Origin of the sequence: Streptomyces sp. NBC_00234, from assembly GCF_036195325.1 — a bacterium.
GTDB lineage: Bacteria > Actinomycetota > Actinomycetes > Streptomycetales > Streptomycetaceae > Streptomyces.
In genome coordinates, this window is sequence record NZ_CP108101.1 from 2,992,464 (window position 1) to 3,018,822 (window position 26,359).

At 69.7% G+C, this 26,359-nt stretch carries 15 protein-coding genes; 4 read left to right on the forward strand and 11 right to left on the reverse strand.

The annotated features are described in order from the left end of the window. Window positions 1–12: 12 nt before the first annotated feature. The 7 genes from OG230_RS12995 to OG230_RS13025 all read right to left on the reverse strand — a co-directional run bounded on the left by OG230_RS12995 (window position 13) and on the right by OG230_RS13025 (window position 10,766). Window positions 13–2,445, reverse strand: a complete 2,433-nt coding sequence (locus OG230_RS12995) for a glycoside hydrolase family 3 C-terminal domain-containing protein (RefSeq protein ID WP_328910349.1) — start codon at window positions 2,443–2,445, stop codon at window positions 13–15. Window positions 2,446–2,534: 89 nt separating this feature from the next. Beyond that, complete coding sequence (locus tag OG230_RS13000) at window positions 2,535–3,623, reverse strand: DUF1996 domain-containing protein (protein WP_328910350.1); 1,089 nt, start codon at window positions 3,621–3,623, stop codon at window positions 2,535–2,537. A 37-nt stretch (window positions 3,624–3,660) separates the two neighbouring features. Further along, complete coding sequence (locus tag OG230_RS13005; protein WP_328910351.1) at window positions 3,661–5,814, reverse strand: discoidin domain-containing protein; 2,154 nt, start codon at window positions 5,812–5,814, stop codon at window positions 3,661–3,663. A 69-nt stretch (window positions 5,815–5,883) separates the two neighbouring features. Then, a complete protein-coding gene (locus OG230_RS13010) occupies window positions 5,884–8,070 on the reverse strand; it encodes a discoidin domain-containing protein (RefSeq protein ID WP_328910352.1) in 2,187 nt (728 codons plus the stop codon). A gap of 178 nt (window positions 8,071–8,248) precedes the next feature. Beyond that, window positions 8,249–9,742: a sodium:solute symporter family protein gene (locus tag OG230_RS13015; RefSeq protein ID WP_328911387.1), complete on the reverse strand. Its 1,494-nt coding sequence runs from the start codon at window positions 9,740–9,742 to the stop codon at window positions 8,249–8,251. Then, entirely contained in the window at window positions 9,739–9,936 is a 198-nt protein-coding gene (locus OG230_RS13020; RefSeq protein WP_328910353.1) for a DUF3311 domain-containing protein, read from the reverse strand. Before OG230_RS13020 ends, OG230_RS13015 begins: the two co-directional genes overlap by 4 nt. A 29-nt stretch (window positions 9,937–9,965) precedes the next feature. Further along, window positions 9,966–10,766 carry a class E sortase gene (locus tag OG230_RS13025; protein WP_443051545.1) on the reverse strand — a complete coding sequence of 267 codons (801 nt, stop codon included), beginning with the start codon at window positions 10,764–10,766 and terminating at the stop codon, window positions 9,966–9,968. A 98-nt stretch (window positions 10,767–10,864) separates the two neighbouring features. Between OG230_RS13025 and OG230_RS13030 the strand changes: the two genes are divergently transcribed. The 3 genes from OG230_RS13030 to OG230_RS13040 all read left to right on the forward strand — a co-directional run bounded on the left by OG230_RS13030 (window position 10,865) and on the right by OG230_RS13040 (window position 17,060). Continuing rightward, window positions 10,865–11,872, forward strand: a complete 1,008-nt coding sequence (locus tag OG230_RS13030) for an SEC-C domain-containing protein (RefSeq protein WP_328910354.1) — start codon at window positions 10,865–10,867, stop codon at window positions 11,870–11,872. A 132-nt stretch (window positions 11,873–12,004) separates the two neighbouring features. Continuing rightward, complete coding sequence (locus OG230_RS13035; protein ID WP_328910355.1) at window positions 12,005–13,003, forward strand: helix-turn-helix domain-containing protein; 999 nt, start codon at window positions 12,005–12,007, stop codon at window positions 13,001–13,003. 301 nt (window positions 13,004–13,304) lie between these two features. After that, window positions 13,305–17,060, forward strand: coding sequence for a S8 family serine peptidase (locus OG230_RS13040; RefSeq protein WP_328910356.1), 3,756 nt, complete (start codon window positions 13,305–13,307; stop codon window positions 17,058–17,060). Between the two features lie 84 nt (window positions 17,061–17,144). Here the strand turns inward: OG230_RS13040 and OG230_RS13045 are convergent, their stop codons facing one another. The 3 genes from OG230_RS13045 to OG230_RS13055 are packed head-to-tail and all read right to left on the reverse strand — an operon-like array spanning window position 17,145 to window position 21,999. Beyond that, entirely contained in the window at window positions 17,145–18,605 is a 1,461-nt protein-coding gene (locus OG230_RS13045) for an extracellular solute-binding protein (RefSeq protein ID WP_328910357.1), read from the reverse strand. After that, a complete protein-coding gene (locus OG230_RS13050; RefSeq protein ID WP_328910358.1) occupies window positions 18,602–21,481 on the reverse strand; it encodes a caspase family protein in 2,880 nt (959 codons plus the stop codon). Before OG230_RS13050 ends, OG230_RS13045 begins: the two co-directional genes overlap by 4 nt. 5 nt (window positions 21,482–21,486) lie before the next feature. Next, on the reverse strand, window positions 21,487–21,999 hold the full coding sequence (locus tag OG230_RS13055) for a hypothetical protein (RefSeq protein WP_328910359.1): 513 nt from the start codon (window positions 21,997–21,999) through the stop codon (window positions 21,487–21,489). Between the two features lie 216 nt (window positions 22,000–22,215). Between OG230_RS13055 and OG230_RS13060 the strand changes: the two genes are divergently transcribed. Then, window positions 22,216–25,353 carry a DUF3427 domain-containing protein gene (locus tag OG230_RS13060; RefSeq protein ID WP_328910360.1) on the forward strand — a complete coding sequence of 1,046 codons (3,138 nt, stop codon included), beginning with the start codon at window positions 22,216–22,218 and terminating at the stop codon, window positions 25,351–25,353. Here OG230_RS13060 and OG230_RS13065 read toward each other — a convergent pair. Continuing rightward, window positions 25,350–26,324, reverse strand: coding sequence for a YDG/SRA domain-containing protein (locus OG230_RS13065; protein WP_328910361.1), 975 nt, complete (start codon window positions 26,322–26,324; stop codon window positions 25,350–25,352). The genes OG230_RS13060 and OG230_RS13065 overlap by 4 nt on opposite strands. Window positions 26,325–26,359: the final 35 nt, after the last annotated feature.

Consider the following 26,359-nt stretch of genomic DNA (forward strand, 5'->3'; position numbering starts at 1 on the left):
CGGCCCCGCCCGTCACGGCCCGGCGACCGTGACCGTCCCCTCCTGGCGGAGGTCCCCGGCCGACCGTCCGGCCATGACCCGGTACGGTCCCGACTCCACGGACCAGGCCCCGGTCTCCGGGCACCAGTGCCGCAGCGCGCGGGCCGGCACCTCCACCTCCGCGGTCGCCGTCCGCCCCGGGGCCGCGTGCACGGCCGTGTACCCGGCGAACCAGCGCACGGGCCGCTCGACCGCGGACCCCGGGCGCGCCAGATAGACCTGCACCACCTCGCGCCCGGGCCGCGCCCCCGTGTTGCGCAGCCGGACGCGCACGGTGAACGCGGCTCCCCGCTCCACCGCGTCCGGCACCTCCAGCGCCTCGAACTCCCAGCTGGTGTACCCGAGTCCGTGGCCGAACCAGTAGGCCGGCTCCCGCTCCGCGCGCAGCCAGGCCCGGTGACCGATGTGGAGACCTTCCGCGTAGACCAGGCGGCCGTCCGACGGCTGCACGCCGGTGACGGGTGCGTCGGACAGCCGGGCCGCCCAGGTGGTGGGGAGCCGGCCGCCCGGTTCGGCGACTCCGAACAGGACGTCGGCGATTCCCGCACCGCCCTCCTGGCCCGGGAACCAGGTGAGCAGCACCGCGCCCGCCTCGTCCCGCCACGGCAGCTCGACGGGGCCCCCGCTGTTGACGACCACCACGGTGCGCGGGTTGGCGGCGGCCACCGCGCGTACGAGAGCGTCCTGATGACCGCCCAGGGCCAGTCCGGTCCGGTCGTAGCCCTCGGTCTCGCTGTGCTCGGTGGTGCCGACGACCACGATCGCGGCGTCCGCGTCGCGGGCCGCGCGGGCCGCCGCGGCGAGGGAGGCCGCCGCGTCCGGCTCCGGTGGCGACGCGGCGAGGACCGTGGCCCGCCCGCTCCCCGGGACCAGCTCGCGGCGGGCGACCAGGTGGACGGGCCGGGTGGAGTCCAGGGGGACCCGTACGGTGTGGACGGGCGGGTTCACATGGACGACGGCCGGGTCGTCCGTCAGCCGGGGGAACTCCCCGTCCAGGAGCGTCCGTCCGTCCACCGCGAGTGACATCCGGCCGAAGCCGCCCACGCCGAACGTCCACTCCCCCGCACCCTGCGGGCGCAGCAGCGCACCGATCTCCACGGTATGCGCCCCCGGCACCTCCTCCGGCTCCAACTGGCGCCCCGACAGGCGGCGTTCCGCGTACAGCTCCTCGCCCGAAGCGTCCAGGACCCGCAGCAGGACCCCGGGCTCCCCCGACCTCGGGTCCACGCACCGGACGGTGTCCAGCGGAGCGGGCGGGACGCCCAGCGAGGGGCCGGGGACGTGCACCACCCGGGCACGGCCGCGCAGCCGGGCGCGGATGCCGTCGAGCGGGGTGACCACGCCGGAGGGGAAGACGCCCGCGCTGCCACCGCCCTGGGTGCGGGGGGAGGCGGCGTGCACCCCGATGACGGCGACGCCCGACAGCGCGGCGGGGTCCAGCGGAAGGACCGCGCGGTTGCTCAGCAGCACCGATCCGGCGGCCACCGCGCGGCGCAGCAGCGCCCGGCTGTCACGTGCTCCCGCGACCGCCGTGGCGCGGCGGCGGTGCGGGCCGAGCGCCCCGACGCGGTCCGCGAGCCGCAGCAGGCGCCGCACCTTGTCGTCGACGGCGGCCTCGGGGACGAGCCCGTCCTTCACCGCGCGGACCAGGGACGCGCCCCAGGGGCCCCCGGGCCCCGGCATCGCGAGGTCGAGCGCGGCGCGGGCCGTCGTCCCGGTGGACCGTACGGCGCCCCAGTCCGAGACGACGGCCCCGTCGAAGCCCCACTCCCCCTTGAGCGGCTCCGCGAGCAGCTCCCCGGCCGTCATGGTCGTGCCGTTGACGGCGTTGTAGCCGGCCATCACCAGCCACACCCCGGCCTCGACCGCCGCTTCGAACGGGGCGAGGTACACCTCCCGGAGCACGCGCTCGGACACCCGGACGTCGACGGTGAGACGGTCGGTCTCGGAGTCGTTGGCCACGAAGTGCTTCGCCGTGGCGGCCACTCCCCGGGCCTGGATGCCCCGGATCAGTGCCGCGCCGATACGGCCGGTCAGCTCGGGATCCTCGGAGAAGCACTCGAAGTGCCGGCCGCCGAGCGGGGAGCGGTGCAGATTGAGGGTGGGGGCCAGCACCACGTCGACCCCCTTGCGGACCGCTTCGGCGGCGAGCAACGCGCCCAGTTCCCCGACCAGTTCCTCGTCCCACAGGGCGCCGAGCGCGGAGGCCGAGGGCAGCAGGGCCGAGGTGCGCCGCTCGTCCCACGCCTCGCCCCGTACCCCGGCGGGTCCGTCGGACATCACCAGCTCCCGCAGCCCCGCCTCCTCGTCGGCGGCGGTCCGCCAGGTCGTCGCACCGGTGAGCAGGCGCACCTTGCGGGCCAGGTCCAGCCGGCCGATGAGCCCGTCGAGCGTCTCGTCAGTCATTCCACTCCGTCTCGGATACGAAGGACCCGGCCGCCCCCTCCTCCGGTGAGGGGGAGGGAACGGCCGGGCACGGACAGGCCCTTACCTGGTCAGGGCAGCCGGTACTCCGCGTTCAGTACCGCGCCGCGCTCCGGGTACGACTGGTCGTAGCCGCGGGGGTCGCACTGGAGGCCGCCCACGATGCAGTGGTCGACCATGGCCTTGAGGGTGCGCTCCTCCCACGCGTTGAAGAAGTCGTAGTGGAAGGAGTAGCCGCGTCCGCTGGCCAGCCTGACCTGCGACATGTCGCCGTCCGCCGGGAAGGCCATCTTGAACTCGACCATGGGCAGGGCGACCGGATGGCTGGCCGGGCACACGTCGTCGTTCGTGCCGGCCTTGACCTCCGGATAGGCCATGTGGCTCTTGTGGTCGGGGGTGTCCAGATACAGACCGTTCCAGCAACTGGGCGCCTGCATACGGAGGTTCAGCTGCGAACCGGCGGGACAGTTCGACGGGAAGTCGACGTTCTTGAAGCTCTCCCCGCACTCCCAGCCCTCGACCCAGCCGGGGTGGTCGCGGAACTCCTGCGCGCTCTGCATCGGGTTGCCGACCACGAACCGCAGGCCCTTGGGGAAGGGCCGCACGCTGGTGTAGTCGGTGACGCCCGTCTTGTAGTAGATGACCTGCGGTCCGATGGGCAGGATCTTCTGCTCGCCCTTGAAGAGGGAGGGCATCCAGTACGCCGAGGCGTCACCGGGGGCCTTGCAGGTGGTGCCGCCCCCGTAGAGCGAGTCGGTGGTGCTGTTCGCGTTCGTGGACCTGTTCCCCATGAACGTGTGGTCGTGGGACCGCCCCGCCTGACCCGGATAGACGATCGGGTCGTCCGGCGCGGTGTGCGTGACGGAACAGTTCGCCTGGAACTCGTGGAAGTAGCGCGGCGGCGGGTTCGCCGTGGACGGTGTCACGCCGGTGACCTGGGGCACGGCCGGTATGTAGCCGTCCCCGTCGGCGTCGTCACCCGATGCCTGGGTGGACACCGCCATGGTGTGCCCGGAGTGGACCGCGGCCGTCGCGCTCGTCCGCCCGCCCGCGGCGTTGCCCGGGTCGGCGGCGGTCGCGATCGTGCCGACGCCCAGGACTCCGGCGACGAGTGCGGTGCCGAGGAGGAGTGCGGGAAGACGTTTCGTACGTAATCTCATGGGAGGTTCTCCAGCCTTTCGGTCGGGTGGGGGTGCCTCAGCTGTAGACACCGAACTCGTGGAGGGAGTAGCCCCAGCCGGTACCGCGTGCGGTCAGCTGGAGGCGCACATGGCGGGCGGTCGCGGAGACGTCGAGGGTGTCGACGTCGCCGTTGCCCGTGGTGGTCGTGTGGAGGGAGCGCCAGGTGGTGCCGTCGTCCGAGACCTGCACCTCGTAGGACTTGGCGTAGGCGGGGTCCCACACCAGCTGCAGCTTCCGGAAGGCCGTACGGGCGCCGAGGTCGACCTGGATCCACTGCGGATCGCTCCAGTCGCTGGCCCAGCGGGTGTCGGTGTTGCCGTCCGTCGCACGGGCGGCGGGGCAGGGGCAGTCGCCGTACTCCGCCTGGAAGGACGAGGCGGTGGTGGGCTTGTTCAGGGCCACGTTGGTGCCGGTGACGGGCGGCGCGACGACCTTGACCGACTTGGTCTCGATCCCGGCGTTGCCACGACCGTCCTCGGCCTGGATGTACACCTTCCACACGCCGAGCTTCTCGGGCGCCGTGACGGCGAAGGTGCCGTTGCCCGTCGACCGCCACTGGGCCTCGACGAGCCGCTTGTCGCCGCTCGCGTAGTTGCCGCTCAGGAAGATCTTGTACGTGATCTGGTCGCCGTCCGGGTCACGGGTGTCGGCGCGCACGGTGAACTCCCCTCCCGCCGGGGCGGAGGAGGCAGGCGAGACGGTCATGCCCGAGATCACCGGCGGGGTGTTGTCGCCGGCCGTCGATCCGGCGTACGCCTTCTTGACGGCGTAGTACGACAGCCGCTTCAGACCGTCGGGCACCAGGTTGAACCAGACGCCGCCGAAGTCGTGTTCGGTCCCGTAGTGGAAGAGCGTCGCACCCAGGGCGACTCCCTGGTGGCCGGTGACGCAGTTCCACGCCTGGGTGTATCCCGCGGCCTTCTGCACGTCGGTCTGCTCGTCGGGGACGCCGTTCGCGTCGTCGGGCACCTCCCACTCACCGGCCGGGCCGGCCTCGGTGATCAGGTAGGGCTTGGTGTAGCCGCCGTCGATCCAGTCCTGCCGCACTCCGCAGATGTCTCCGTAGGAGTTCATCGAGTACAGGTCGAGGTCCGGGGCGTTGCGCTTGTAGTAGGGCCAGGCGCCGGTCCAGGCGTCGGTCGAGGTGACCGGGTGGTCCGGGTCGATCGTGTGGATCTTCTTCGCGACGTCGTTGACGAAGGAGGTGTACGCGTTGCGCTGCGCCTCCAGTTCCGTACCGCTGTAGCAGTTCTGGAGACCGAGGACCGACTCGTTGCCGACGTTCCACATGAGGGTCGCGGGGTGGCTCTTGTACGCGTCGACCCACTTGGCGAACTCGTCGAGCATGGTCGCCTTGTACGCGGTGTCGGTGACGTAGTTCGCGCAGCCGCCGCTGCCCGGGCCGCCGCCCGGCTGGAGCCAGAAGCCGTTGACGACACGGAGGCCGTTCGCGGCGGCCGAGTCGAGGAGCGGCTTGGTGCCGGCGTCCGTGCCCCAGGTGCGGATGGTGTTGACGCCCATCGACCGCACGTCGGGCAGATACCGGGGGGCGTCGGCGATGGCCGGACCCCAGGTCAGACCCTTGACGGTGTACGGCTGTCCGCCGACGGTGAGCTGCCAGGCGCCCTGGGTCCCGGTCACCTTGACCGCACCGCCGCTCGCGGGCGGCGGGGTGTCGCCGTAGGCGCCGTAGACCTGGAACTCCCAGAGCGAGTAGCCGTAGCCGCCGGAGCGCGTGGTGCCGAGCATCCGGACGTAGCGGCCGGAGCCGGTGAGGGCGAGGTCGTCGGTGGCTCCGTCGGAGTCGGTGACCTTCTTGGCGGTGGTCCACGTGGTGCCGTTGTCCGAGACCTGGATCTCGTACGCCTTGGCGTAGGCGCCCTCCCAGGTCAGCACGACCCTGCTGAGGTCGGCCTTCTTGCCGAGGTCGATCTGGATCCACTGGGGGTCGGACCACTGGCTGGCCCAGCGGGTGCCGGTGAGGTTGCCGTCGACGGCCAGCGCGGCGGAGTAGCCCTCGCCCTCCGACGAGGAGGCGGTGGCGGGCTTGCCCTGGGAGAGGAGCGGGTCGGCGGCCTGTGCCGTGGAGGGCTGGGCGACGACCGTCAGCGAGGTGGCGAGCAGCGCGGCGAGCGTGAGCGTGAGAGCGGGTCTGCGCAGGGAGAGCATGGCGGCTCCTGGGGATGGTGGTGGGGGGAAGGGGTGGCCGCCCCGGTGGGGGCGGCCACCCGGGGGGGATCAGGGGAAGGAGACGAGGTTGGACGGGACCGTCGTCGTGCCCGCCGGGACCGTCGACGCCCCGGTGTTGTTGATGACGTGGTTGTAGTGGCCCATCCCGCCGAGGGAGACGACCAGCAGGCTGTGGAACTTCACGCCGGGCTTGACCGGGGCCTTGAAGCCGTGGTCCTGCCTGATGTTCGGGTCGACGTTGTAGTTGCAGTAGCTGCCCAGGCCCCAGCCCTCGTGGACGTTCACCGAGTCGTCGACCCGGTAGGCCGCGTACCCCTTGGTGTCGCCGTTCTGGATGGCGGCCTGGTTGGGCGCGTCGTACGCCTTCTCGTTCTGGTAGAAGACCGTCCGGCCGCGCTCGCCGTACCACTCGACGTCGTACTTGTTGAAGTGCTCGACGAACAGGCCGGTGGCCAGCACGTCGTCGCCGTACACCCGCACCCCGTAGTCGGCGCGGTTGGTCTCCCAGCCGACGCCCTCACCGTGGTCGGCGCGCCAGACCCAGGTGTGGTCGATGATCGCGTCGTCGCTGTTGACGACGATCGACGTGGTGGCCTTGCCGGCCCCCGCGCCGCCGACGCGGACGTAGACGTCCTGGACGGTGGTGGGGTTGGCGGCGTGGTCCGCGGAGGAGCTCTGCGGGCCGAGCTCCAGCAGGGTCGGGGAGTTGACCGGTCCGGCGTCGATGAGGAAGCCGGCGAGCTTCACTCCGTCGACGTCGGCGACCTTCATCGCGGTCACCCCGCCGTCGGGAATGATCGTCGCGAGGCCGAGGCCGAGGACGACCGTGTCGGCACGGTTGACGTTGATGGTCTGGTCGACGTGGTAGACGCCGGGGGTGAAGAGCAGGTGCAGGCCCTGGGCCAGCGCCTGGTTGATGGTGGCCGCGGTCGCACCGGGCTTGACGACGTAGAACTGGTCCAGGCCGATCGAGGTGCCCTGCGGGGTGCCGTTCCAGGAGACGCCGCGGGCGTTCTCGCGCTTCGCCGGGACGAAGACCTTGTAGGTGCTGCCGTCCAGGTAGAGGAACGGCTTCTCACGGGAGATCGGGGTGTTCTGGAGGGTGGTGTACGTCGGGTTCGGGAAGCCGGTCGCCGGGGCGCCCTCGACGCCGGAGAAGGTCTGGTTCCAGACGCCGTTGGACCAGCCGCCGATCGAGCTGTCACGGGTGTACCACTGCTGCTGCGAGTAGTTGCCGATCTGACCGTCGATCTTGGAGTCGGCGATGTAGCCGCCGGAGGCCCAGCCGTAGCCGTTCGGCGCGAGGTTGAGCCCGCCCTTGACGTGCATGCGGCGGAAGGACGATGCCTGCGAGACGGCCCAGCGGTCGGTGCCGCTGACCGGGTTGAGGGCCAGGTTCTCGGCGGAGCGCCAGAAGTTCTGGGTGGCGTTGCCGTTGAACCAGCCGGCGTCGACGGTCACGTCACCGTTGATGGTGGTGTCGTCGGGCTTGAGACCGAGACCGGCGATCGAGGTGTAGAAGCCGATCTGGGCGTTGAGGTTGTTGTACGTGCCCGGCTTGAAGAGGAAGGCGTGGCGGCCGTTGCCGAACTGCGCCGACTCCTGCTGCTGGAACACCTCGTCCAGCTTGCCCTGGATGCCGGGCGTGGACGGGTCGAAGACGTGCACGTTGGGGCCGAGGTCACCGCCGCCGGGCAGCTGCGGACCGCCGGTGCCGCTCTCCCCGTACACCTTGAACTCCCAGAGCGAGTAGCCGTACTGGGTGGCACGCGCGGTGCCGTACATCCGGATGTAGCGGGCCTCGCCGGTGATGGCGACGGTGTCCGTGCCGCCGTCGCCGGTGGTGGTCTGGTAGGCCGTCGACCAGTCGGTGCCGTTGGTCGAGAGCTCGATGCGGTAGCCCTTGCCGTACGCGGCCTCCCAGTCGAGGACGACCTGGCTGACCTGGGTGGTCGCGCCGAGGTCGACGCGGAGCCACTGCGGGTCGGAGTGGGCACTGGACCAGCGGGTGCCGCCGTTGCCGTCGACGGCGGAGGCGGCGAGGGTGCCGTAGTTCTCCTCGCTCGACGCCGTCACCGCCTTCCCCTGGGACAGGAGCACCGGCGCCGCCTGGGCGGCCGAGGCGGGAAGGAGCACGAGAAGGGTGCCGACCAGGGCGCCGACAACGGCGCCTGCGATGCCTCGGCGAGCAGTTCTTCGGGGTGGTGCGGCCACACGTATGCCAAGTGCGGGCATGGGGGGTCTCCTTGGAACAAGGCTGAATGGGAGAGCGCTCTCCGGAACCTTGCCCGCCCCCGTTCGCACGGTCAATAACCCCGACCGGACTTTTCTTTCGTCTTTCATTAAGACGCAACATCTGGGTGGGACACTCACCCCGGCCCCGTGCGGAGGGCGCCCCCGACGACCTCCCCGGTCACACCACCCGCTCCGCCGCGACCCCCTCCCCGTCCCACGCCAGTACTTCCGCGTCCGGCCGCGCGTCCGCGTCGCGGGCCCCCGCGAACGTCACCACCAGCGCCACCGTCAGATTCGCCGCGAGCGCCACGAGCCCCGCGTTGACACCCCACACGGGGTCGTTGCCGGTGAAGACGAGCACGCAGACCGCGGCCACACCGGTCACCAGCCCGCTGAACGCGCCGAGGAAGGTCAGCCGCCGCCACACCAGCGCGAGCAGCACCATGGGAAGGAGCTGCGCCATCCCCTCGTACGAGATGAGCGAGAGCCGTACGAGGGTGTTCGGCGCCGTGTACGTGAGAAGCAGCGCGAAGCCTCCCGCCGCCACGACGACCACCTGGGCCGCCACCTTCTGCCGTGGGTACCAGCGCGGGACGAGCGAGAGCACACTGCGCCCCCACATCGTGCCGATGACCAGCATGAACACGGCCATCGGCACGATCGACGAGAGAGCGGCGGCGACCCCCACGAACCCGACCGCCCAGGCCGGCAGCGAATCCACGACCAGCTCGAAGAGCGCGAGATTCGACTCGGCGCCGACCAGTCCCGGCACCACGAACAACGCCGCCATCCCGAGCAGCATCGGCACGAACAGCAGGACGTTGTACGCGGGCAGCCACATCGCGTTGCGCCGCAGCGCGTCCGCGTTCCGCGCCCCGAGGTATCCGGCGACGGTCGTCGGGAAGATCACCACGGTCAGCGAGTTGAGGAACGACGTGCTGACGAACCAGAGCTCCCCGAGCCCGCTGTCCCCGTGCCCGGGGAAGGTCAGCCACTCGCTCTTCTCCGTGACGAGCCGGTCGAAGAACGGCCCGACCCCGTCGAAGTAGTGCATGGGCACATACACCGCGAGGAACCCGAGCGTCACGATGACCAGCACGTCCTTCAGCACCGACACCCACGCACTGCCCCGCAGCCCGCTGACCACCACGAAGCCGGTGGTGACGGCGAAGGCGAGGAAATAGGCCCAGTTCAGGCTGATCGCACCGTACGAGATGGTCGAGACGACGACACCCATGCCCGTGATCTGGAGCTGGATGTACGGCAGCAGGAACACGGTCGCGAGCACCGCGACCACCGCGCCCAGCCAGGGCCGCCCGAACCGGTGCGCCACGATGTCGGTGATCCCGACGAGCCCGTGCCGGCGCGCGTACGCCCAGAGCATCGGCCCGACGACGTACCCGATCGCGTAACCGCAGGACATGTACGCGATCACGTACAGGACGGGCGCCCCGTAGTTGTATCCCCAGCCCGCCGCCCCCAGGTAGCTGAAGCTGGTGTAGCCCTCGCCGGCCATCAGCACCCAGATGAACACGGCCCCGAGACTGCGCCCGCCGACCGACCACTCCGTGAGCCCGCCCGAGCCGCCGCGCCCGCGCACGGCGAGCAGGCCCAGGGCGACGGTCGCCACCATGAAGACCCCGAAGACGGAGGTCGCGACCACCGCGTTCACCGGCGGTCCGCCCGCCGGGTCAGCCACACCGCGACGGGTGTCAGGAGCGTCGCCCCGAGCATCCACACGAACAGGAACGGCACCCCGAACACGAGGGGCCGGACCCTGTTCACGAACGGCACCGCCACCAGATAGAGCACATAGGGAACCAGCAACCACAGCAACTGAGGACGTCGTCCAATGAATCCACGCACGTCAGGGACGCTACCCCCGGCCCGTTCGGCTACCTCGGACGCATCGCGGTCAGCGTGCCCCACACGATCAGGCGGTACCGGGAGGTGAACTCGGGCGTGCAGGTCGTCAGCGTCAGGTAGTACCCCGGCGCGCTGTATCCGACGGACGTGCGCACATTGCTGCGCGGCACCGCGGCGATCACCCCGCTGTCGGAGGCCGAGGTCTGCGCGAGGGTCTTGCCGACGGTGTACGTGTAGACGGCTTCCCTGGTCTCGACGGTGATCCGGTCACCGCTCCGCAGGCGGTCGATACGGCGGAAGGGCTCGCCGTGGGTGTTGCGGTGTCCCGCGACGGCGAAATTGCCCGGCTGCCCCGGCTGCGCGGTGCGCGGGTAGTGACCGACGTACCCCTTGTCCAGGACGCCGCGCTTGCTGATGCCCTGGGCGACGGGTGCGGTGAGGCCAAGCCGCGGGATGCGCAGGACGGCGTACGCCTGGTCCCAGCGGGGAGCCGCGGGGGCGGCGGTACGCCCCGGAGCCGGGCGCCCGGATTCCGCCCCGTCCCCCTCCGCCTGCCCCTCCTCGTCGGCCGGGCCCGCCTCCGGGGCCGGGGTGTCGGGCGCCTCCGCGGGACCCTGCTCCCAGCCCCGCTGGAGGGCCCTCACCTGGCGCTCCGCGCCGTCGCGGGCCTGCCGGTTGGTCCACCACAGCTGGTGCGCGACGAGGAGCAGCAGCACGACGCCGAGCGTCACCACCAGTTCGGCACCCGTCCACAGGCTCCGCACAGCGACCCGCCGGCCCGGCGAGTTCCGCTGCACCACCACAGGTATCCGCTCCCGCACGGCCCGCACGATAGGGGGAATCCCCGTAACCCGCCAGGCATGTGTCGTCTCCCACGCCACCGTCGGGCTCTCTCCCCAAGCACCCCTACGGCAGTACCGTGTGGTCCATGCGCCCCGACACGCCTGCCGACCACATCACCGAAGCCGAGCGCCTGCTGCGCACCGCGGCGCAGTACCCCGAGGACCACGAACCGCTGTTCCTCCAGGCAGCGGCCCATCTGGAACTCGCCGGCGACCGCGCCCGCGCCACCACCCTCTACGACGAACTGCTCAGCGCACCCGCCACGGAGGCCGACCACCCGTACCTGGTCAAAGCGCTCAAAGCGGCCAATCTCTGGGAGTACGGACACGAGGCCGAGGCCCGCGCGATCATCGACGGCATCCGCGTGGCCGGCCCGCTCCAGGCGGCCCCGTGGGAGATCGTCGCCGGGACCCTCGAAGCCCACGACGAGCTGGAGGCGGCCCACGACTTCCTCCAGACCGCGCTGACGCTGCTCCTGGCACCGGGCGAGGAAGTCCCGTACGCCACGCAGTCCCTGCTGACCGGCCGCCATCGCGTCCGCAGGCTGATGGGTCTCGCCCACGACGCCTGGGACGAACTGGCCGACGCCCTGAGCACGGCGAACGTCCCGCTCGACGAACTCCACGACCCCAAGCGCCTGTGGTCCCTCGGCTCCTCCGACCCGGGCGAGCTGAAGGCCGAGATCACCCGCCTCCGCGCCGAACTGGGCACCTACCGGGCGGCCTTGTCCCGCCCGTTCCCGGTGGCGGTCCTGCACTGGCCGGAAGCCGAGCTGGCCGAACTGCTCGGTGCCTACCCGGCGCTGGCCGAGGAGTACACCACCCACACCGAGCACCTGGCCCGCCTGGAGGCGGCGCTGCGGGACCTGCACGCGGGGGGCACGCCGAACCTCGGCATCGTCGCGGGCACGGTCCCCTCGTACGAGGCGTTCGCCGCCTCGGAGGCCGCGTCCCCGGCCGATCCGAACCTGCTCCCCCAGTACGCCACGACCCTCGCGGCCCGGGGCCGCGCGATCCCGTGGCCACCGGCGCGCAGTGCCGCGTGCTGGTGCGGCTCGGAGCGGGCGTACCGGGAGTGCCACGGGGTCGCGTGAGGGGGCGTGCTCGGGGACGGCGCGGGGGTCACGACCTGTCGTGACCCCCGCGCCTTCTCACCTGTTGTCTCCGTCGGCCCGGCCGTCCGGCGCCCCGGTACCCTCTGCTGGTCCGCGAGGGGAAGGGCTTACATGCTGGAGACGCTGGGGCTGAGCACGGCCGAGTCGCAGTTGTACCAATTGCTGGTCAGGTCGGGGCGCATCCGTACCGACCAGGTGCGGCAGCGGCTCCACCTGAGCGATGCGCAGACGGACGAAGCGGCCCAGGGACTCGTGGCCAAGGGACTGGTGACGCTCACCGACGAGCAGCCCGCGCAGCTGATCCCCTCCCCGCCCGACATCGCCGGTGAGGAGCTGCTGCTGTTGCGGATGAACCAGCTGCGGACCGCCCGGGGCGTGCTGAACCGGCTCACCAAGGAATACCGGCAGGCGGCCACGTCGGGCCCTGTCGCCCTGGAGGAGTTCGCCGAGATCGTTCCCGACGAGACTCTGGCACTGCGGTACGAGCAGATCCAGCGCAACGCCCGCAAGCAGGTGCTGAGGTTCGACGCGCCGCCCTACGTGCTGTCCGACGGACTCAACGCCGCCGAGCTCGACCAGCTGACGGCCGGGGTCACGTACCGGACCGTGTACGACCGTCTGGCCGTGACGGAAGCCGGCGCCCTCCAGGAGATCCAGCAGTACGTCGACGCCGGCGAGCGAGCTCGCGTGCTCAACCAGGTCCCCGTCAAGCTGGTCGTCGTCGACAGATCCACGGCACTGCTGTCGATGCGGGCCGAAGCGTCGGAGGTACCCGGCGTGACCGTCCTGATCCACCCCGGACCGCTCCTCGACGCTCTGCTCACCCTCTTCGAGATGGTGTGGGCATCCGCACTGCCGCTGGACCCCGTCTCCGATCAGGGACCTCTCACGCCCTCGGACGCCCAGCTGCTGACCCTCCTGCTCTCGGGACTCACCGACGATGCGATCGCACGTCAGCTCGGGCTGGGCAAGCGGACGGTGAACCGACGGGTGCACAGCCTCATGACCCGGGCCGGCGTCTCCAGCCGGATGCAGCTGGGATGGCAGACGGCCCGGCTGGGCTGGATCACGGATGCTCCCGTTCCGGCCACCGGACCCCAGGCGATCTGAGCCGCCGCATCGGCTCGTGGCAACAAAGCGCCATGTGGCGCAAGTGCGCCACGGCTCCTATGGCTCCCGTCGTGACCCGCCGGTTAGGTTCCGGTCGGCGCGGCATCGTACGGACGTTTCGGCTGGTCACCACCATCCCTGTCCACGGGTCAATCCCTTTGGCGCGCCTGCCTGTTGAGCGTGCGAAAGGAACCCGATGTACGTATTCCGCGAGAGACGGCTGCGAACCGCCGCCGTCAGCGGAGTGGCAGTGGCGGTCGCCCTGTCACTCACGAGTCAGCTACCGGTAGCAGCTGCTGCGGTGACCCCGCAGAGCGGCGCCCTCGTGCAGCCCACGACCGAGAAGAAGACAACGACCACGTCGACGCTGACCCTGATCACCGGGGACACCGTGGCGCTGACCACCGAGAGGGACGGCCGGCAGTCGGTCAACATCCTTTCCGCGGCCGGGACGTCCAAGACGTTCGAGACCACGAGCGGGCGGAACGGCGACCTGTACGTCTATCCGGACGACACGACGGCCGCGATCGCCTCGGACACGGTGGACCGCGAGCTGTTCAACATCAGCCGGATGATCAGGGACGGCTACGGCGACGCGAAGACCGACGAGGTCCCGGCGATCGTCGACTTCCGGGGCACGCCTGCCGCCGGCGCCCTGAAGCAGAAAGCCGAAGATCTGCCGGGCAGTGACACCCAGCGCGTTCTGCCGAAGCTGGGCCTGTCCGCCGTCCAGGTCGACAAGGACGGCGCGAAGGGCTTCTGGCGGGCGGTCAAGCCCACCACCTCGCTCACCCGTAGTGGCGACAGCAGCGTCGTTCCCGGCACCGCCGGAGTGGCCAAGGTCTGGTACGACGGCCGGGCGAAGGTCCTGCTGGACAAGAGCGTGCCGCAGATCGGTGCCCCGGAGGCATGGGCCAAGGGGTACGACGGCAAGGGCGTGAAGGTCGCCGTCCTGGACACCGGCGCCGACCTGAACAACGCCGACATCACGTCTGACATCGTTGCCAGCCAGAGCTTCGTCAACGGCCAGACCGTCCAGGACGGCCACGGCCACGGCACCCACGTCGCGGCCACCGTCGCGGGCAGCGGCGCCAACGCCGGCGGCGCGTACAAGGGCGTGGCCCCGGGCGCCGACCTGCTGATCGGCAAGGTGCTCAGCAACAGTGGGCAGGGCCTGGACTCCAGCATCCTGGCCGGCATGGAGTGGGCGGTCGCGCAGGGCGCCGACGTCGTCAGCATGAGCCTCGGCGGCACCGACACCCCCGGCGAGGACGTCATGACCAATGCGGTCAACTCGCTCAGTGCCTCCTCGAACGCCCTGTTCGTCATCGCGGCAGGCAACGACGGCAGGAAGGGCGAGTCGACCCTCGGTACCCCCGGCGCCGCCGACGCGGCCCTCACCGTCGGCGCCGTCGACAAGTCCGATGCGCTCGCCGACTTCTCCAGCCGCGGCCCGCGGCTCGGAGACATGGCGATGAAGCCCGAGATCACCGCCCCGGGTGTGGCCATCGTCGCCGCCCGCGCGGCCGGCACCACCATGGGCACCCCCGTGGACGCCAACTACACCTCGGCCAACGGCACCTCGATGGCCACCCCGCACGTGGCCGGCGCCGCCGCGATCCTCAAGCAGCGACACCCCGACTGGACCGGTCAGCACATCAAGGAGGCCCTGACCACCCACGCCAGGTCGGCCGCCGAGCAGACCGTCTACCAGCAGGGCTACGGCCGGGTCGACATCCCCGCCGCGCTCGACCCGTCGCTGGAGCTGTCCGGTACGGCCGACTTCCGCGTGATCCCGTGGCAGAAGGGCACGTACGAGAAGCGGACCCGCACTCTCACGCTCCGCAACAACACCACGAGCGACACCGTCGTGACCCTGGCCGCGTCGGTCAAGGACGCGAGCGGCGCCGAGGTCCCCGCCGGCACGCTGGCCCTCTCGGGAGCGGGCCTGTCCGACGGCCGGGTCACCGTCCCGGCCGGCTCCACCGCAGAGGTCACCGTCACCCTTGACCCGAACGGACTGAAGACCAGCCGGTACAGCGGATCCGTCAACGCCACAGCCGCCACCGGTGAGTCGGTGCATGCCGCGCTCGGCTTCGTCACCGCCGTCGAGCAGCACGACGTGACGCTGAACGTCACCGACCGCTTCGGCAAGACGCCCAGCGCGCTCAAGTTCACCCTGCACGGCGTGGACAACACCGTCTGGCAGACCCAGACCCTGTACGCCAACGGCACCGCCACCCTGTCGGTGCCGCTCGGCACGTACTCCATCGAGGGCTCGGTCTACTCCGCGGCACCCACCGGCGGCGCGATCTCCTACGCGGCCGACCTCTTCGCCGTGCCGAACATCGAGGTGAGTGACCGGGACCAGACCCTCACCGTCGACGGCACCACCGCAACTGACCTCAGCGTGAACGTCAAGGGTGAGAAACGGCCCCTGGAGAACGGTCAGGTGACCACGTTCATCGTCCGTGACCCCGGCACCGCAGGCGGTTACTCGAACTTCTCCGGCATCGGCAACCTGCTCAACCTCGCCGACCTCAGGCAAGGCGCCATCCCCAGTGCCGCCGCCACCACCGGCGCGCTGCGCCTGGAGACCTCCCTGGCCCGGCGCGAACCGCTGGTCCAGCTGGAGGTGACGGCCCCCGGGCACGCGACCATTCCGCTGAAGTCCTCGGTGAACGCGAAGCGCTTCGAGGGCACCAAGCGCACCGAGCTGGTCGACCTGGGCGCCGGTACCGAGCAGGACTTCGCCGGTGCTGACGTCAATGGCAGGACCGTTCTGGTCTCCGTGGCCGACGTCACCAAGGCCGACGGCCAGGCCACCAGGGCAGCGGCTGCCGGAGCCGTCGCGATGATCGTGGCCCCTGCCGACCCCGGGCCGAGCGGGAGCGGCGTCCCCGCCGGACAGACCATCCCGGTCGCCCACGCCACGTACGACAACGCCGCAACCCTCAAGGCTTTGCTGGCCAAGGACACGGTCCGGATCGCCCTGAAGGGCGTCCTGGAGTCGGGCTACACCTACAACCCGCACTTCACCGACGACCGGATCCCCGCCGACCTGGCCAAGACCGTCGACGTCCAGGACTTCGCCAAGGTCACCAACACGTTCCACTCCGACGGCGCCCGGCGCCTGGGCGCCGAGTACGTGAACGTCTGGGGCCCGCTGCAGGCGACCGCCGGCTCCGTCGGCCAGCCCCTCTACCAGGGCACCACCCGCGACGACTACTTCCTCGCGGGTACCGGAGTGTCGTACCAGTCGTTCACGACTGCCAATTTCCAGTCCAATGCCTGGCGGATGGGCGACCTGCGCGCCACCTTCAGCACCCCGGGCAAGTCCTACACCCGGAGCTGGTTCGCCGGGCCACTGCGCCTGTCCCCGTACGAGTTCGGCCCCTGTGCGTTCTGCCGCAGCGACGTCTGGCAGAAACTGCCCGGCAACAGTGGTGCGGACAACGATCCCACCCACACCATGTCGGGTCTGACCGCCACCTGGAGCTTCTACCGCGACGGGCAGCCGATCACCGGCTTCGGCCAGTTGGCGCAGGAGAAGGCGGACTACCGGTACGTCCTCGACCAGAAGCTGACCACGGACGTCCCGGGCGTCACCCTGGGCCGTCAGATACGAACCGAGTGGAACTTCAGCCAGGCGGCACCGACCACCATGGCCATCAAGGACTGCGACACGGCGTTCATTCCCACGCCCAAGCTCTGCGAGTCCATGCCCGTGATCCTGCTCGACTACGACCTGCCACTGAACGTGCTCAACCAGGCACGGGCCGGCCTGCCGTACACGTTCACCGTGGACGCGGGACGCCCCAAGGGCTGGGCCGGCTCCACCAAGGTGGCAGGTGCCAAGGTCTCCGTCTCCTACGACGACGGCGCCACCTGGAAGTCCGCCGCGATGCTGCGCAAGGACGACAGCTCCTTCCAGGCGCTGCTGTGGCACCCCAAGTTGGCGGACACCAACGGTTTCGTGACCCTCAGGACCGAGGCATGGGACTCCGCGGGCAGCCGCACCGTCCAGACCATCACCCGGGCCTACGCCCTCAAGTGAGGTCCTGAAGGCGGCCGAAGACAGGAGCTGACGAGGCGTCCGGCGGCAGGAGTGGTGACACCCGCGTCGCCGGACGCCTTCCGTTCACTTCCCTTCGAAGGCGTCCCGCAGAGCGTCGTCAAGTCTGGCGGCGGCCTTGTCGCTGTCCGGCGATTCGGCGGTCAGCAGGTCGTGCACGTGCGACTGCAGCACCTGCGTGAACGCTCCGTAGTAAGGGGTACGCGGGCGCTGCACCGCATCGTTCAGCGCCCGGCTCAGCGTCATCGTGTATGCGGCACGTGCCTGCGCCCCCTGGCCCCTCGCGCCGCCCTCCCCCACCGGGGAGGGCGACGCGGACGACGGACCGGTGGCCGCGGCCTTCGGTGAGTCGTCGGCCGGGCGGAGTGCTGCGGCGACACGGGGCCAGCAGGGCCTGGACTTCCCGTTGTACGCGGAGGCCCGGGTAGCGGCGAAGCCCGCGTCGAGCAGGCAGCGTTCGCTCTCCTGCGAGGTAAGGAACGTGATGAGTTCGCGGGCATTCTCGGCACGCGGCGAATCGGCGGTGACGGCGAGGTTCTGCCCGCCGAGCACGGACTTGCCGGGCAACCGGTTCACGGAGTAGGCGTCGGGCGGCAGCAGGCCGCTCAACGCGCCGTACACATAGGGCCAGTGGCGAAGAAAGGCGACCCGTCCCGCCGCGAAATCCGCCAGCGTCGCCGTCTCGTCCGAGGAGACCGCGGTGGGCAGTATCCGCTCGTGGTGGGCCCGTTCGAGGAGTTCGTCGAGGCCCTTCTTGAGCTCCGCCTCGCTCGCCACGTACGTACCCTCCTCGTCGGCGAGTTCGACGCCCGCGCTGGCGAACGCCTCGACGGCGTTGACGGTGAGCCCCTCGTACTGCTTGAGCTGGGTGGTCCAGCCCGCCTGGTCGTCGCTCCGGTCCGGGCTGAGCGCGAGCGTCTTCATGGAGGCGTTGAGGTCGCCCCAGGCCCAGTTGAGGGTGGGGTGGCGGCTCGGCTGGATTCCGGCGTCCTCCAGCAGGTCGGGGCGGTAGTAGAGCAGTCCGACATCGGTGTTGAAGGCCCGTGCGTAGGAACGGCCCTTCCATACGGTGGTCCGGTCGACCCCCTTGATGAAGTCGAGGTCGACGGGCTCCTCGTCCGGCAGCGCACGGATCAGCCCGGCTTCGGCGAACTCGGGAATCCAGGTGATGTCGAGGTTCACCACGTCGTAGCCCGCGCTCCCGGACTGCAGCGCGCCGAGCAGCTGGCTGCGCTGCTGGTCGGCGCCGCCGGGCAGTTCGACGAGCTTGGCCTGCTGGGCCTTCGATCCGGCGTGCTGCCGGTTCCACTCCTCTATGAGCTGCTGCCGCACACCGCCGGACCCGGTGACATCGAGCCCGCTGGCGACGACGATCGGCCCCTGGGCGGCTTCCTTGTCGTCCTGGTCCGGCTGGGGCGTTCCGTCGGGACCGCCCGAACAGGCGGCTGAGGACGCGGCGAGAAGACAGCCGAGTACGGCGGCGAGGAGGACACGACGGCCCCCTCCCCATCCCCTGTGCGTGGTCACTCCGCGTCCCCCGTGCCCGTCTTGGCGACCTCGGCGGTCAACTCGGTCGGGATGTCGTCCGACAGATCGAGGCAGCGCCCGCCGGTCGCCTCCGTGATCGTCTCGTTGAGCCGGCCGGACGAACAGCCACCGCTGCGCAACGACACCACCACGACCCGTACCAGTGGGGCCCGTTCGGCATCGGTGACCAGTTCCGCCAGCTCCTTCTTCGTGATGTCCGCGGAATCCTCGTCGTCGGTGACCAGGACGAGGAGCCGGGGCGGATCATCCTCGGCGGGCCCGCCGCGCAGTGTGCCGAGCCCGTCTCGGAGCCCGTCGACGATGCGCGCGTCGACATCGGCGGTCCGGGCCGCGGCCACGGCCTTCTGCGCGTCGGCGCGAGTGTGCGGCCCGAACGGCACCACATCCGCGCCCTTCCTGGACGCGACCGACCACACACCGTAGGTGTCGCCCGCGCCCAGGGAACTCATCGACCGGGTCACCAGTTCCTTGGCCCGCCCGGAGCCGTCCCAGAGCCGTTTGTCGGCCATCGAGGTCGAGTTGTCCAGGAGGTACAGCACCCGGCCGGGACCGAGCGCCTGCCGGTAGCGGCGCAGGGTCTCGCCGAGCGAGCCGGCCGTGACGGGGCTCCCGCCCGTCGGCGGAATCGATTCGCGTACGTCGTTGAGGTCCGCCGTGAGCGGCGAGCCCTCGTCGGGCGGTGCGGGCCTGCCTTTCCTCACGCCCCGGAATCCGTCCGCCGTGAAGTACTTCTGCGCCGCCGGGTCCTGGGCCAGCCAGGTGTGGAAGCGCTCCACCTCCGCCTTGCGCGCCTCGGCGTCACGGCCCGCGTCGTCCCATGTGACGCGGAGGAACGGCAGATCCAGCACCGGTACGTCGGAGGGGTACTGGGCGGTGCGGACCTCCAGGGTGTCCGTCGCGCAGGCGGGGCGGCCCGGGTCGCTGGACGGCAGATTGAACTGGGCCATGGTCTGTTCCGGCACGAGAACGGCGGCGTTGTCCTCCAGGCTGTTGCGGGAGCCGTCGGCCAGCGCGCACATCAGCTCCCTGGCGGTGCCGGGCATCGGCTGCAGCGCCTGCACCATGCTCTGTTCGAGGGACGACACGGGCCCGGAGCCCGGTGAGGCGTACAGGGCCTCGGTGGCCAGCAGCGCCCCGTCGGTGCCCTCGGGGTCGGGCCGCAGTACGGAGACGGGGCGTTGGCGCTGCTGCGATTCCCGGAGAGCGGAGATGATCGAGCCGAGGGGGTTGCCGGTCTGCAGGGCCTTCGCCAGGGACATACTGACGGGCACGGCGAGGACCATCGGCGTATAGGCGACGGACCCCAGGGACTCGAAGGTCACGACACGTTTCCCGACGGCCGCCCCGGCCCCCGCCCCTCCACCCCCTTCTCCCGTCTCCTTCTCCGTCCCTTTCCCCTTCTCCGTCCCTTTCCCCGCCCCCGCACCGTCCATCACCTGGCGCCAGGCACTCCCGGCCGCCGGAATCCAGATGTCCGGCTGCGCGCCCACATCGCGCTGGGGCCGGAGACAGTCGCCCGTGGTGGGGCAGGTGGGCGGCGGGTCCCGCCAGAGCGAGGAGGCCCGGAAGGCGGCCACGACGTCGGTGGCCTTGGCGTCGTACGTGGTGATCCCGACGGAACGGCAGCCGTTCCCGCGTTCCATGTAGGCGTCCGCCGCCTTCTCGACGGTGGACCGCAGGTCGGGATCGGTCAGCACCCGCAGTTCCATGGCGGGCGGACAGGCGCGGGGCACCCGGCCGGGCAGGTTCCCGGACATCCACGTACCGACCCCGGTCACGGTGACAGCACCGGCGAGGACGAGGGCGATCGTCCGGCCGCGCGGCGAGCGCAACCACCGTCGTACGGGCCCCGGCAACGGCAGTTCCCGCCGTACGGCCCCGGAACGCGGCAGCCGTAACCAGCGCCGCCCGGCGACGGACGGCCGCGCGACCGGCACCCCCGCGCCCCCGGCATCCGCCCGAGGGCCGCCCCCGGCATCCGCTCGGGGGCCGTCCCCCGCACGCTCCCCGTGACGACCTCCACGCCGAGCCCCCGCGCCCTCCTTCTCCCTCTCCCCGTGGTCCGGGGGCGATCCGCTCCCCCCACCCCCAGTCCCCGGGACGGCAAGCAGGACATCGTCCCCGTGCCGCCGCTCCTCGGGGATCCACCGGTGTCCGTCGACGGCCTTGAGGGGCGCCATCGCCTCCCGTATCTCGGTGACGATCCGGGTGAACGTGGCCGGCTCCCCGGCCGCCGAACGCCCGGTCAGCAGCCGGTGCAGACGGAGGGTGAACTCCGTACCGGCCGAGGGGTCGCCGGGCGGAATCTCCACGCCCGGCTCCGCGGCGGTCAGCAGGGCGAAGTTCTGCCCGACGGCCGGGTTGAACGCATGGAGTGCGTTGCCCGCGAAGCAGCAGTCGAGAATCGCCACGACCCAGTCGGCACGGGCCTTGGAGAGCTCCGGCATCACGTCGTCGCGCCAGGACAGCGCGTCCACGAACGGGTGCCGCCGGTCCCGCGTCACCCGCGAGGAGGTGAACAGCAGATGCAGGTCGCTGCCGTCGGGGCGCACGATGCCGTGCCCCGCGAAGTAGACGATGAGCAGCCCGTCGACCTCGTCGCGGGCGGCGCGCAGGGCGGCCCGCACCTGAAGCGGATCGACGGCACGCGGCTCACCGTCCCCCGGAACCATGACGAGATCCTCAGGATCGAGCACCCCGGAGCCCTCGGCCGTCAGCGCCTCGGCCATCAGCCGGAGGTTCCTCCGGACGGCGGGAAGGTCATTCCGGTCACCGCTGTAGGGCTCGACACCGACGATCACCGCACGATGCCGTTTGCCCCTGCCCTCCTCGCCGCGCGCACTGTACGGCGGCACGACGCCTAGACCTCCCCGGCCTCGTCGCCACCACGCGCCCGGCTCCCGTCACGGGCCGCGTCGTCCCGCCGCCCGCCACCCTCTCCGCCGCCGCTGCTTTCACCGTCCCGATCGGTGTCACGCCCCAGCCCGGCCCCGGGCCCGGTGGTGGGCGCGTCGAGGGTGACGCGGGGCGTCTCCTCGGGATCCGCGAACCTGCGCCGGTTACGGATCCAGGTCTCCACGGACCGCCACACCTTGTCGACGACGTTCCGGGCCACCTCGACGGAGACCACGAGGACGATGTCCTGGATCAGCTCGCCACTCATCGCGTCGGTCTGGTGCGCCGAGTCCTTCCGCCCGACGGCCAACTGATCTGCCTCACGCACCTCTTCGAGGTCGGGCGCACTCCGCAGCCACGTATCAAGCGCTTCGAGATCATCGCGCCGGGTGTGCGTACCACTCACCCCGATCCGCAACTCGACGGTCCCGACCCCTTCCCCCGGCACCTGCCCACCCACGCCCGACCCGTCCGTCATCCGCTTGCCCCTATCGGCGCCATTGCCGTCCACTCCGAAGCGGCCTGGGAAGGCCCCTGAACGCGCCATTATTTCACGCGAGTTGACAGAGAGCACCGCTTTGACGACAGCGCTCGGGAGCGGGCGGGAACAACACAGCGCCAAGTTGGCCCCGCTGTCAGTGCCCCTTGATACAACTGCTCACGTATCAACGTGACGAGATGTGGGGACTCGGCCATGCCCAACGATTTCGCAGATGCGGCGCCAGTTGCTGGGCTGTACGAAACGCTCATCACTCATCGACTCGAAGCACGATTGAAAGAGTTTGATGCCGCAGGTTGGCGCGCCATCGACGCGACCGTCGGGCAGGAGTCCACACCGCATGTGCTCGCTCGGCACATCGGCGACACCGTACGGCAGCTGCTTCAGCGCCTCTCACCTGCGGAACAGGTCCTGGCCGCCAACCACATCCTGGAGTCCCTGAACACCATCGAGGGCACGACGCAGTGGGTAGACCTCGTTGCCGATGGCCCGCGTCAGCTGCTCGCCGTTGCCGAGCAAGAGGCTCCTGGCGTGTACGCGATTCGACCTGCCACTCCGCTCTCTGACACCGCGCTGATCACCAACTCGCCCGACGACCCGAGCCTTGGCTTCGAGCTCCGCGCCGAGCTGGCCACAGCCGACCGGGTTGATCTCCTCTGTGCGTTCGTGAAGTGGCACGGACTCCGCGTTCTTGAACAGTCGCTGGCAGCTGCCCGGGAGCGGGGCATCCCCATTCGCGTGCTCACGACGACCTACATTGGTGCCACAGAGCGTCGCGCATTGGACCGATTGGTTCAGGACTTCGGCGCCGAAGTGAAGGTCAACTACGAGCTCCGCTCCACCCGCCTCCATGCCAAGGCATGGCTCTTTCGCCGGGACAGCGGATTCGACACGGCGTATGTCGGCAGCTCCAACCTGTCCAAGGCCGCTCTCCTCGACGGTCTCGAATGGAACGTACGACTGTCGTCTGTGGCCACGCCTGCTGTCCTGCGAAAGTTCGAGGCAACGTTCGATGCCTACTGGAGCGAGCCAGCCTTCGAGTCATATGACCCAGACAGTGATGCCCAGCGGCTCGACGAAGCATTGTCACACGCCAGCGGCACCTCCACCCACGTGCGAAATAGCATTACGCTCTCGGGGCTGGAAGTCCGCCCCTACCCCCACCAGCGTGACATGCTCGAACGCCTTGAGGTCGAGCGCACAGTGCATGACCGGCACCGCAACCTGCTGGTAGCTGCAACAGGTACGGGCAAGACCGTGATGGCCGCTCTGGACTACAAGCGCCTACGACAGCAGCTCGGCCGTGACCCGCGGCTCCTCTTCGTGGCCCACCGCAGAGAGATCCTCGAACAGTCCCTGCGGGTGTACCAGAATGTTCTGGTCGACGCGAACTTCGGCGAGCTCTTCTTCGCCGGGGAGATTCCCGATAACTGGACCCACGTATTCGCCAGCGTCCAGTCCCTCAACCCGCGTGCACTGGAGCGCTTCGCTCCCGACCACTTCGACGTCATCGTGATCGACGAGTTCCACCATGGCACGTCGCCCACCTATCGCAGGCTCTTGGATCACTTCAGTCCACTGGAACTTCTCGGCCTCACAGCCACGCCTGAGCGCATGGACGGTCTGAACATTCAGGATGAGTTCTTCGAGGGCCGGATCGCAGCCGAGATGCGGCTTTGGGAAGCTCTGGAGAACGACCTACTCAGCCCCTTCCACTACTTTGGCATCACCGACAACACCGACATGAGTGCTGTCACATGGAAGCGCGGAGCCTACGACTCGACGGCTCTGAGCAGCCTCTTCACAGGCAACGACGCCCGCGCCAGACTCGTCGTGCAGGCCGTGAAGGACAAGATTGCCGATCCAGGCGCCATGCGGGCCCTCGGATTCTGCGTCTCCGTCGCACACGCGCACTTCATGGCCGACTTCTTCCGTCGAGCGGGCCTTGCGGCCGTCGCGCTCTCTGGGGAGAGCCCAAGGGAAGAGCGCAAGGCAGCGCTGGATGAGCTGAGAACGGGTGCGCTCCAGGTCATCTTCTCGGTCGACCTCTTCAACGAGGGCCTAGACGTCCCCGACGTCGACACCCTGCTCCTGCTCCGTCCCACCTCCAGCGCCACCGTATTTCTGCAGCAACTGGGCCGCGGGCTGCGCCGAACCGAGGGCAAGGCCGTCCTCACTGTCCTGGACTTCATCGGACAGCATCGCAAGGAATTCCGATTCGAAGAACAATTCCGCGCGCTGACCAACCTGACACGCAATCGACTCCTTTCCGGCATCGAGCACGACTTCCCCCAGCTGCCCTCTGGCTGCCAGATCATCCTTGAGACGAAGGCCAAGGAATTGATCATCGACAACATCCGCAACCAGATCGGGGTCAACGTCACCCAACTTGCCCGCGAGGTGGCGTCCTACGCCGAGCCGCTCCTCGCCGACTACCTCAGGGAGAGCGGCCGAGAGCTCAAGGAGCTCTACCGAGGCAACGGGAACTCCTGGACGGGGCTCCTCCGCCGCGCGAAGCTCCTCAACGCGACAGGCCCCGAGGGCGAAGAGGCTCTACTGAAGCGCGCATCGGCCTTCCTGCACGTCGATGACCCGCTCCGCGTCACCGCCTACACGAAGCTCCTGATCGACGATGCACCCACGTACGACGAACTCAGCAGCCAAGATCAGGCGTACGCCCGCATGTTCTTCTTCTCCCTGTGGCCGCTGGGCGGGAACTTCACCAGTTACCAGGCAGGCTTCGACACTCTCCGGCCCCAACAAGCCTTCCGCGACGAGCTACGCCAGATCCTTGCCCACGTCCTGGACCAGGCAGCCCACGTCCCCGTCCCCCTCCTCGGCACGCACGCCAGCCTGCCCTTGACGGTCCACGCCTCGTACAGCCGCGAAGAGATCCTCCCCGCACTGGGCCAGTCCACCGTGGACAGCTTCATGCCTGGGCACTTCCGCGAGGGCGTGAAGTGGTGTGAGGGCATCCAGACCGACGCCCTGCTCATCACGCTCGAAAAGGATGAGAAGGACTTCTCCCCAGAGACCCGCTACAAGGACTACGCCCTCAACGACTCCCTTTTCCATTGGGAGTCTCAGAACCAAACATCTGAGACCTCCCCCACCGGCGTCCGCTATCAGAACCACAAGGAGCAAGGCACACACGTCCTCCTCTTTGTCCGCCGCTACAAGAAGACGGACATCGGCGGACCCCAGCCGTGGATGCTGCTCGGCCCTGCCGAGTACGTGAAGCACAAGGGCAGCAAGCCTATGGGCATCGTCTGGAAGCTCCGCCATGAGATCCCAGCGGATGTGCTGACTTACTCCGCAATTGCTGCCGGCTAAGAGTCGATACCTATGCGCCAGAAGCGACGGTGGGCTCGTATGAATCGTTCCTCTATGCGGTGCTGCGCCACGGTCCTCAGTGGCGCCCGCCCTGGAGCCCCATCCCTCGCAAACCGGTTCACCACCTGCAGATCATCAGTCAGGAAGATGGCCCCGCGATCCAGCTGCACGTGGCAATTCGGGCATAGACACAAGACGTTGCCATCGACATCCGGCCCACCGTCTGCCCCGCCGAGTGCGTGTATGTGCGCACCCTCTGCATAGCTTCTGCCATCCGCTCCGACGGCCAGAGCAAGGCCGCACACCTGACAGGCAAATCCGTGCCACCGCTTCACCCGCCGGACGACTGCAGTGTCGCGGACAATGCGTTCGACCGTAGAAGTCCGCCTCCTGGGCGCGGTGTCGTCATCGCCCCCTTCGTCGGTCGATGCCTGCCCCCTGCGATCGAGCATGTCTTGGACCTGCTGCTCGATTGAGGTGAGCTCCTGTCGTGCGGCCGGGAGCCGACGCAAGGCAAACCGACAGATCTGGAATCCGGCTCTGCCCACCTCGGTCCAGTCGGCGACAACCTCGTACAGACCGTCGTACCGATACCCCGAGGCCGGCGAGTACTCCCGCTCGCCGTCGCTGCCCCGAATGACACGGACGCAGTTCCCCTTGATTCGACTCCGCCGGAGACTGGCATTGCCCTTGTTGTCCCAGGTCTGGTCCGAGGTCTGGCGGCTGGAGTTCCGAGTCTGCCCTCCAGCACCGGTGTACGTGATCTCGTCCCACCCATCAACATCGTCCTCATAACCGTTGTTGAGCACGATCGCGTCAGCCGCCCGCTCATCCTGCTCATCGCGCCCCCACGAGATGCCCGCCTCACTTTCCTTGTGAAGCTGGGCGTCCTTGACCGCGCGTCGTGACTCGAAATGAGTACCGGGGAGAACATCGTTCACATGACCGAAGGTCGCTCTGTATGCAGGCATGTGGACATGCTGCCGCCCGGCCGAGGCGGCCCGAT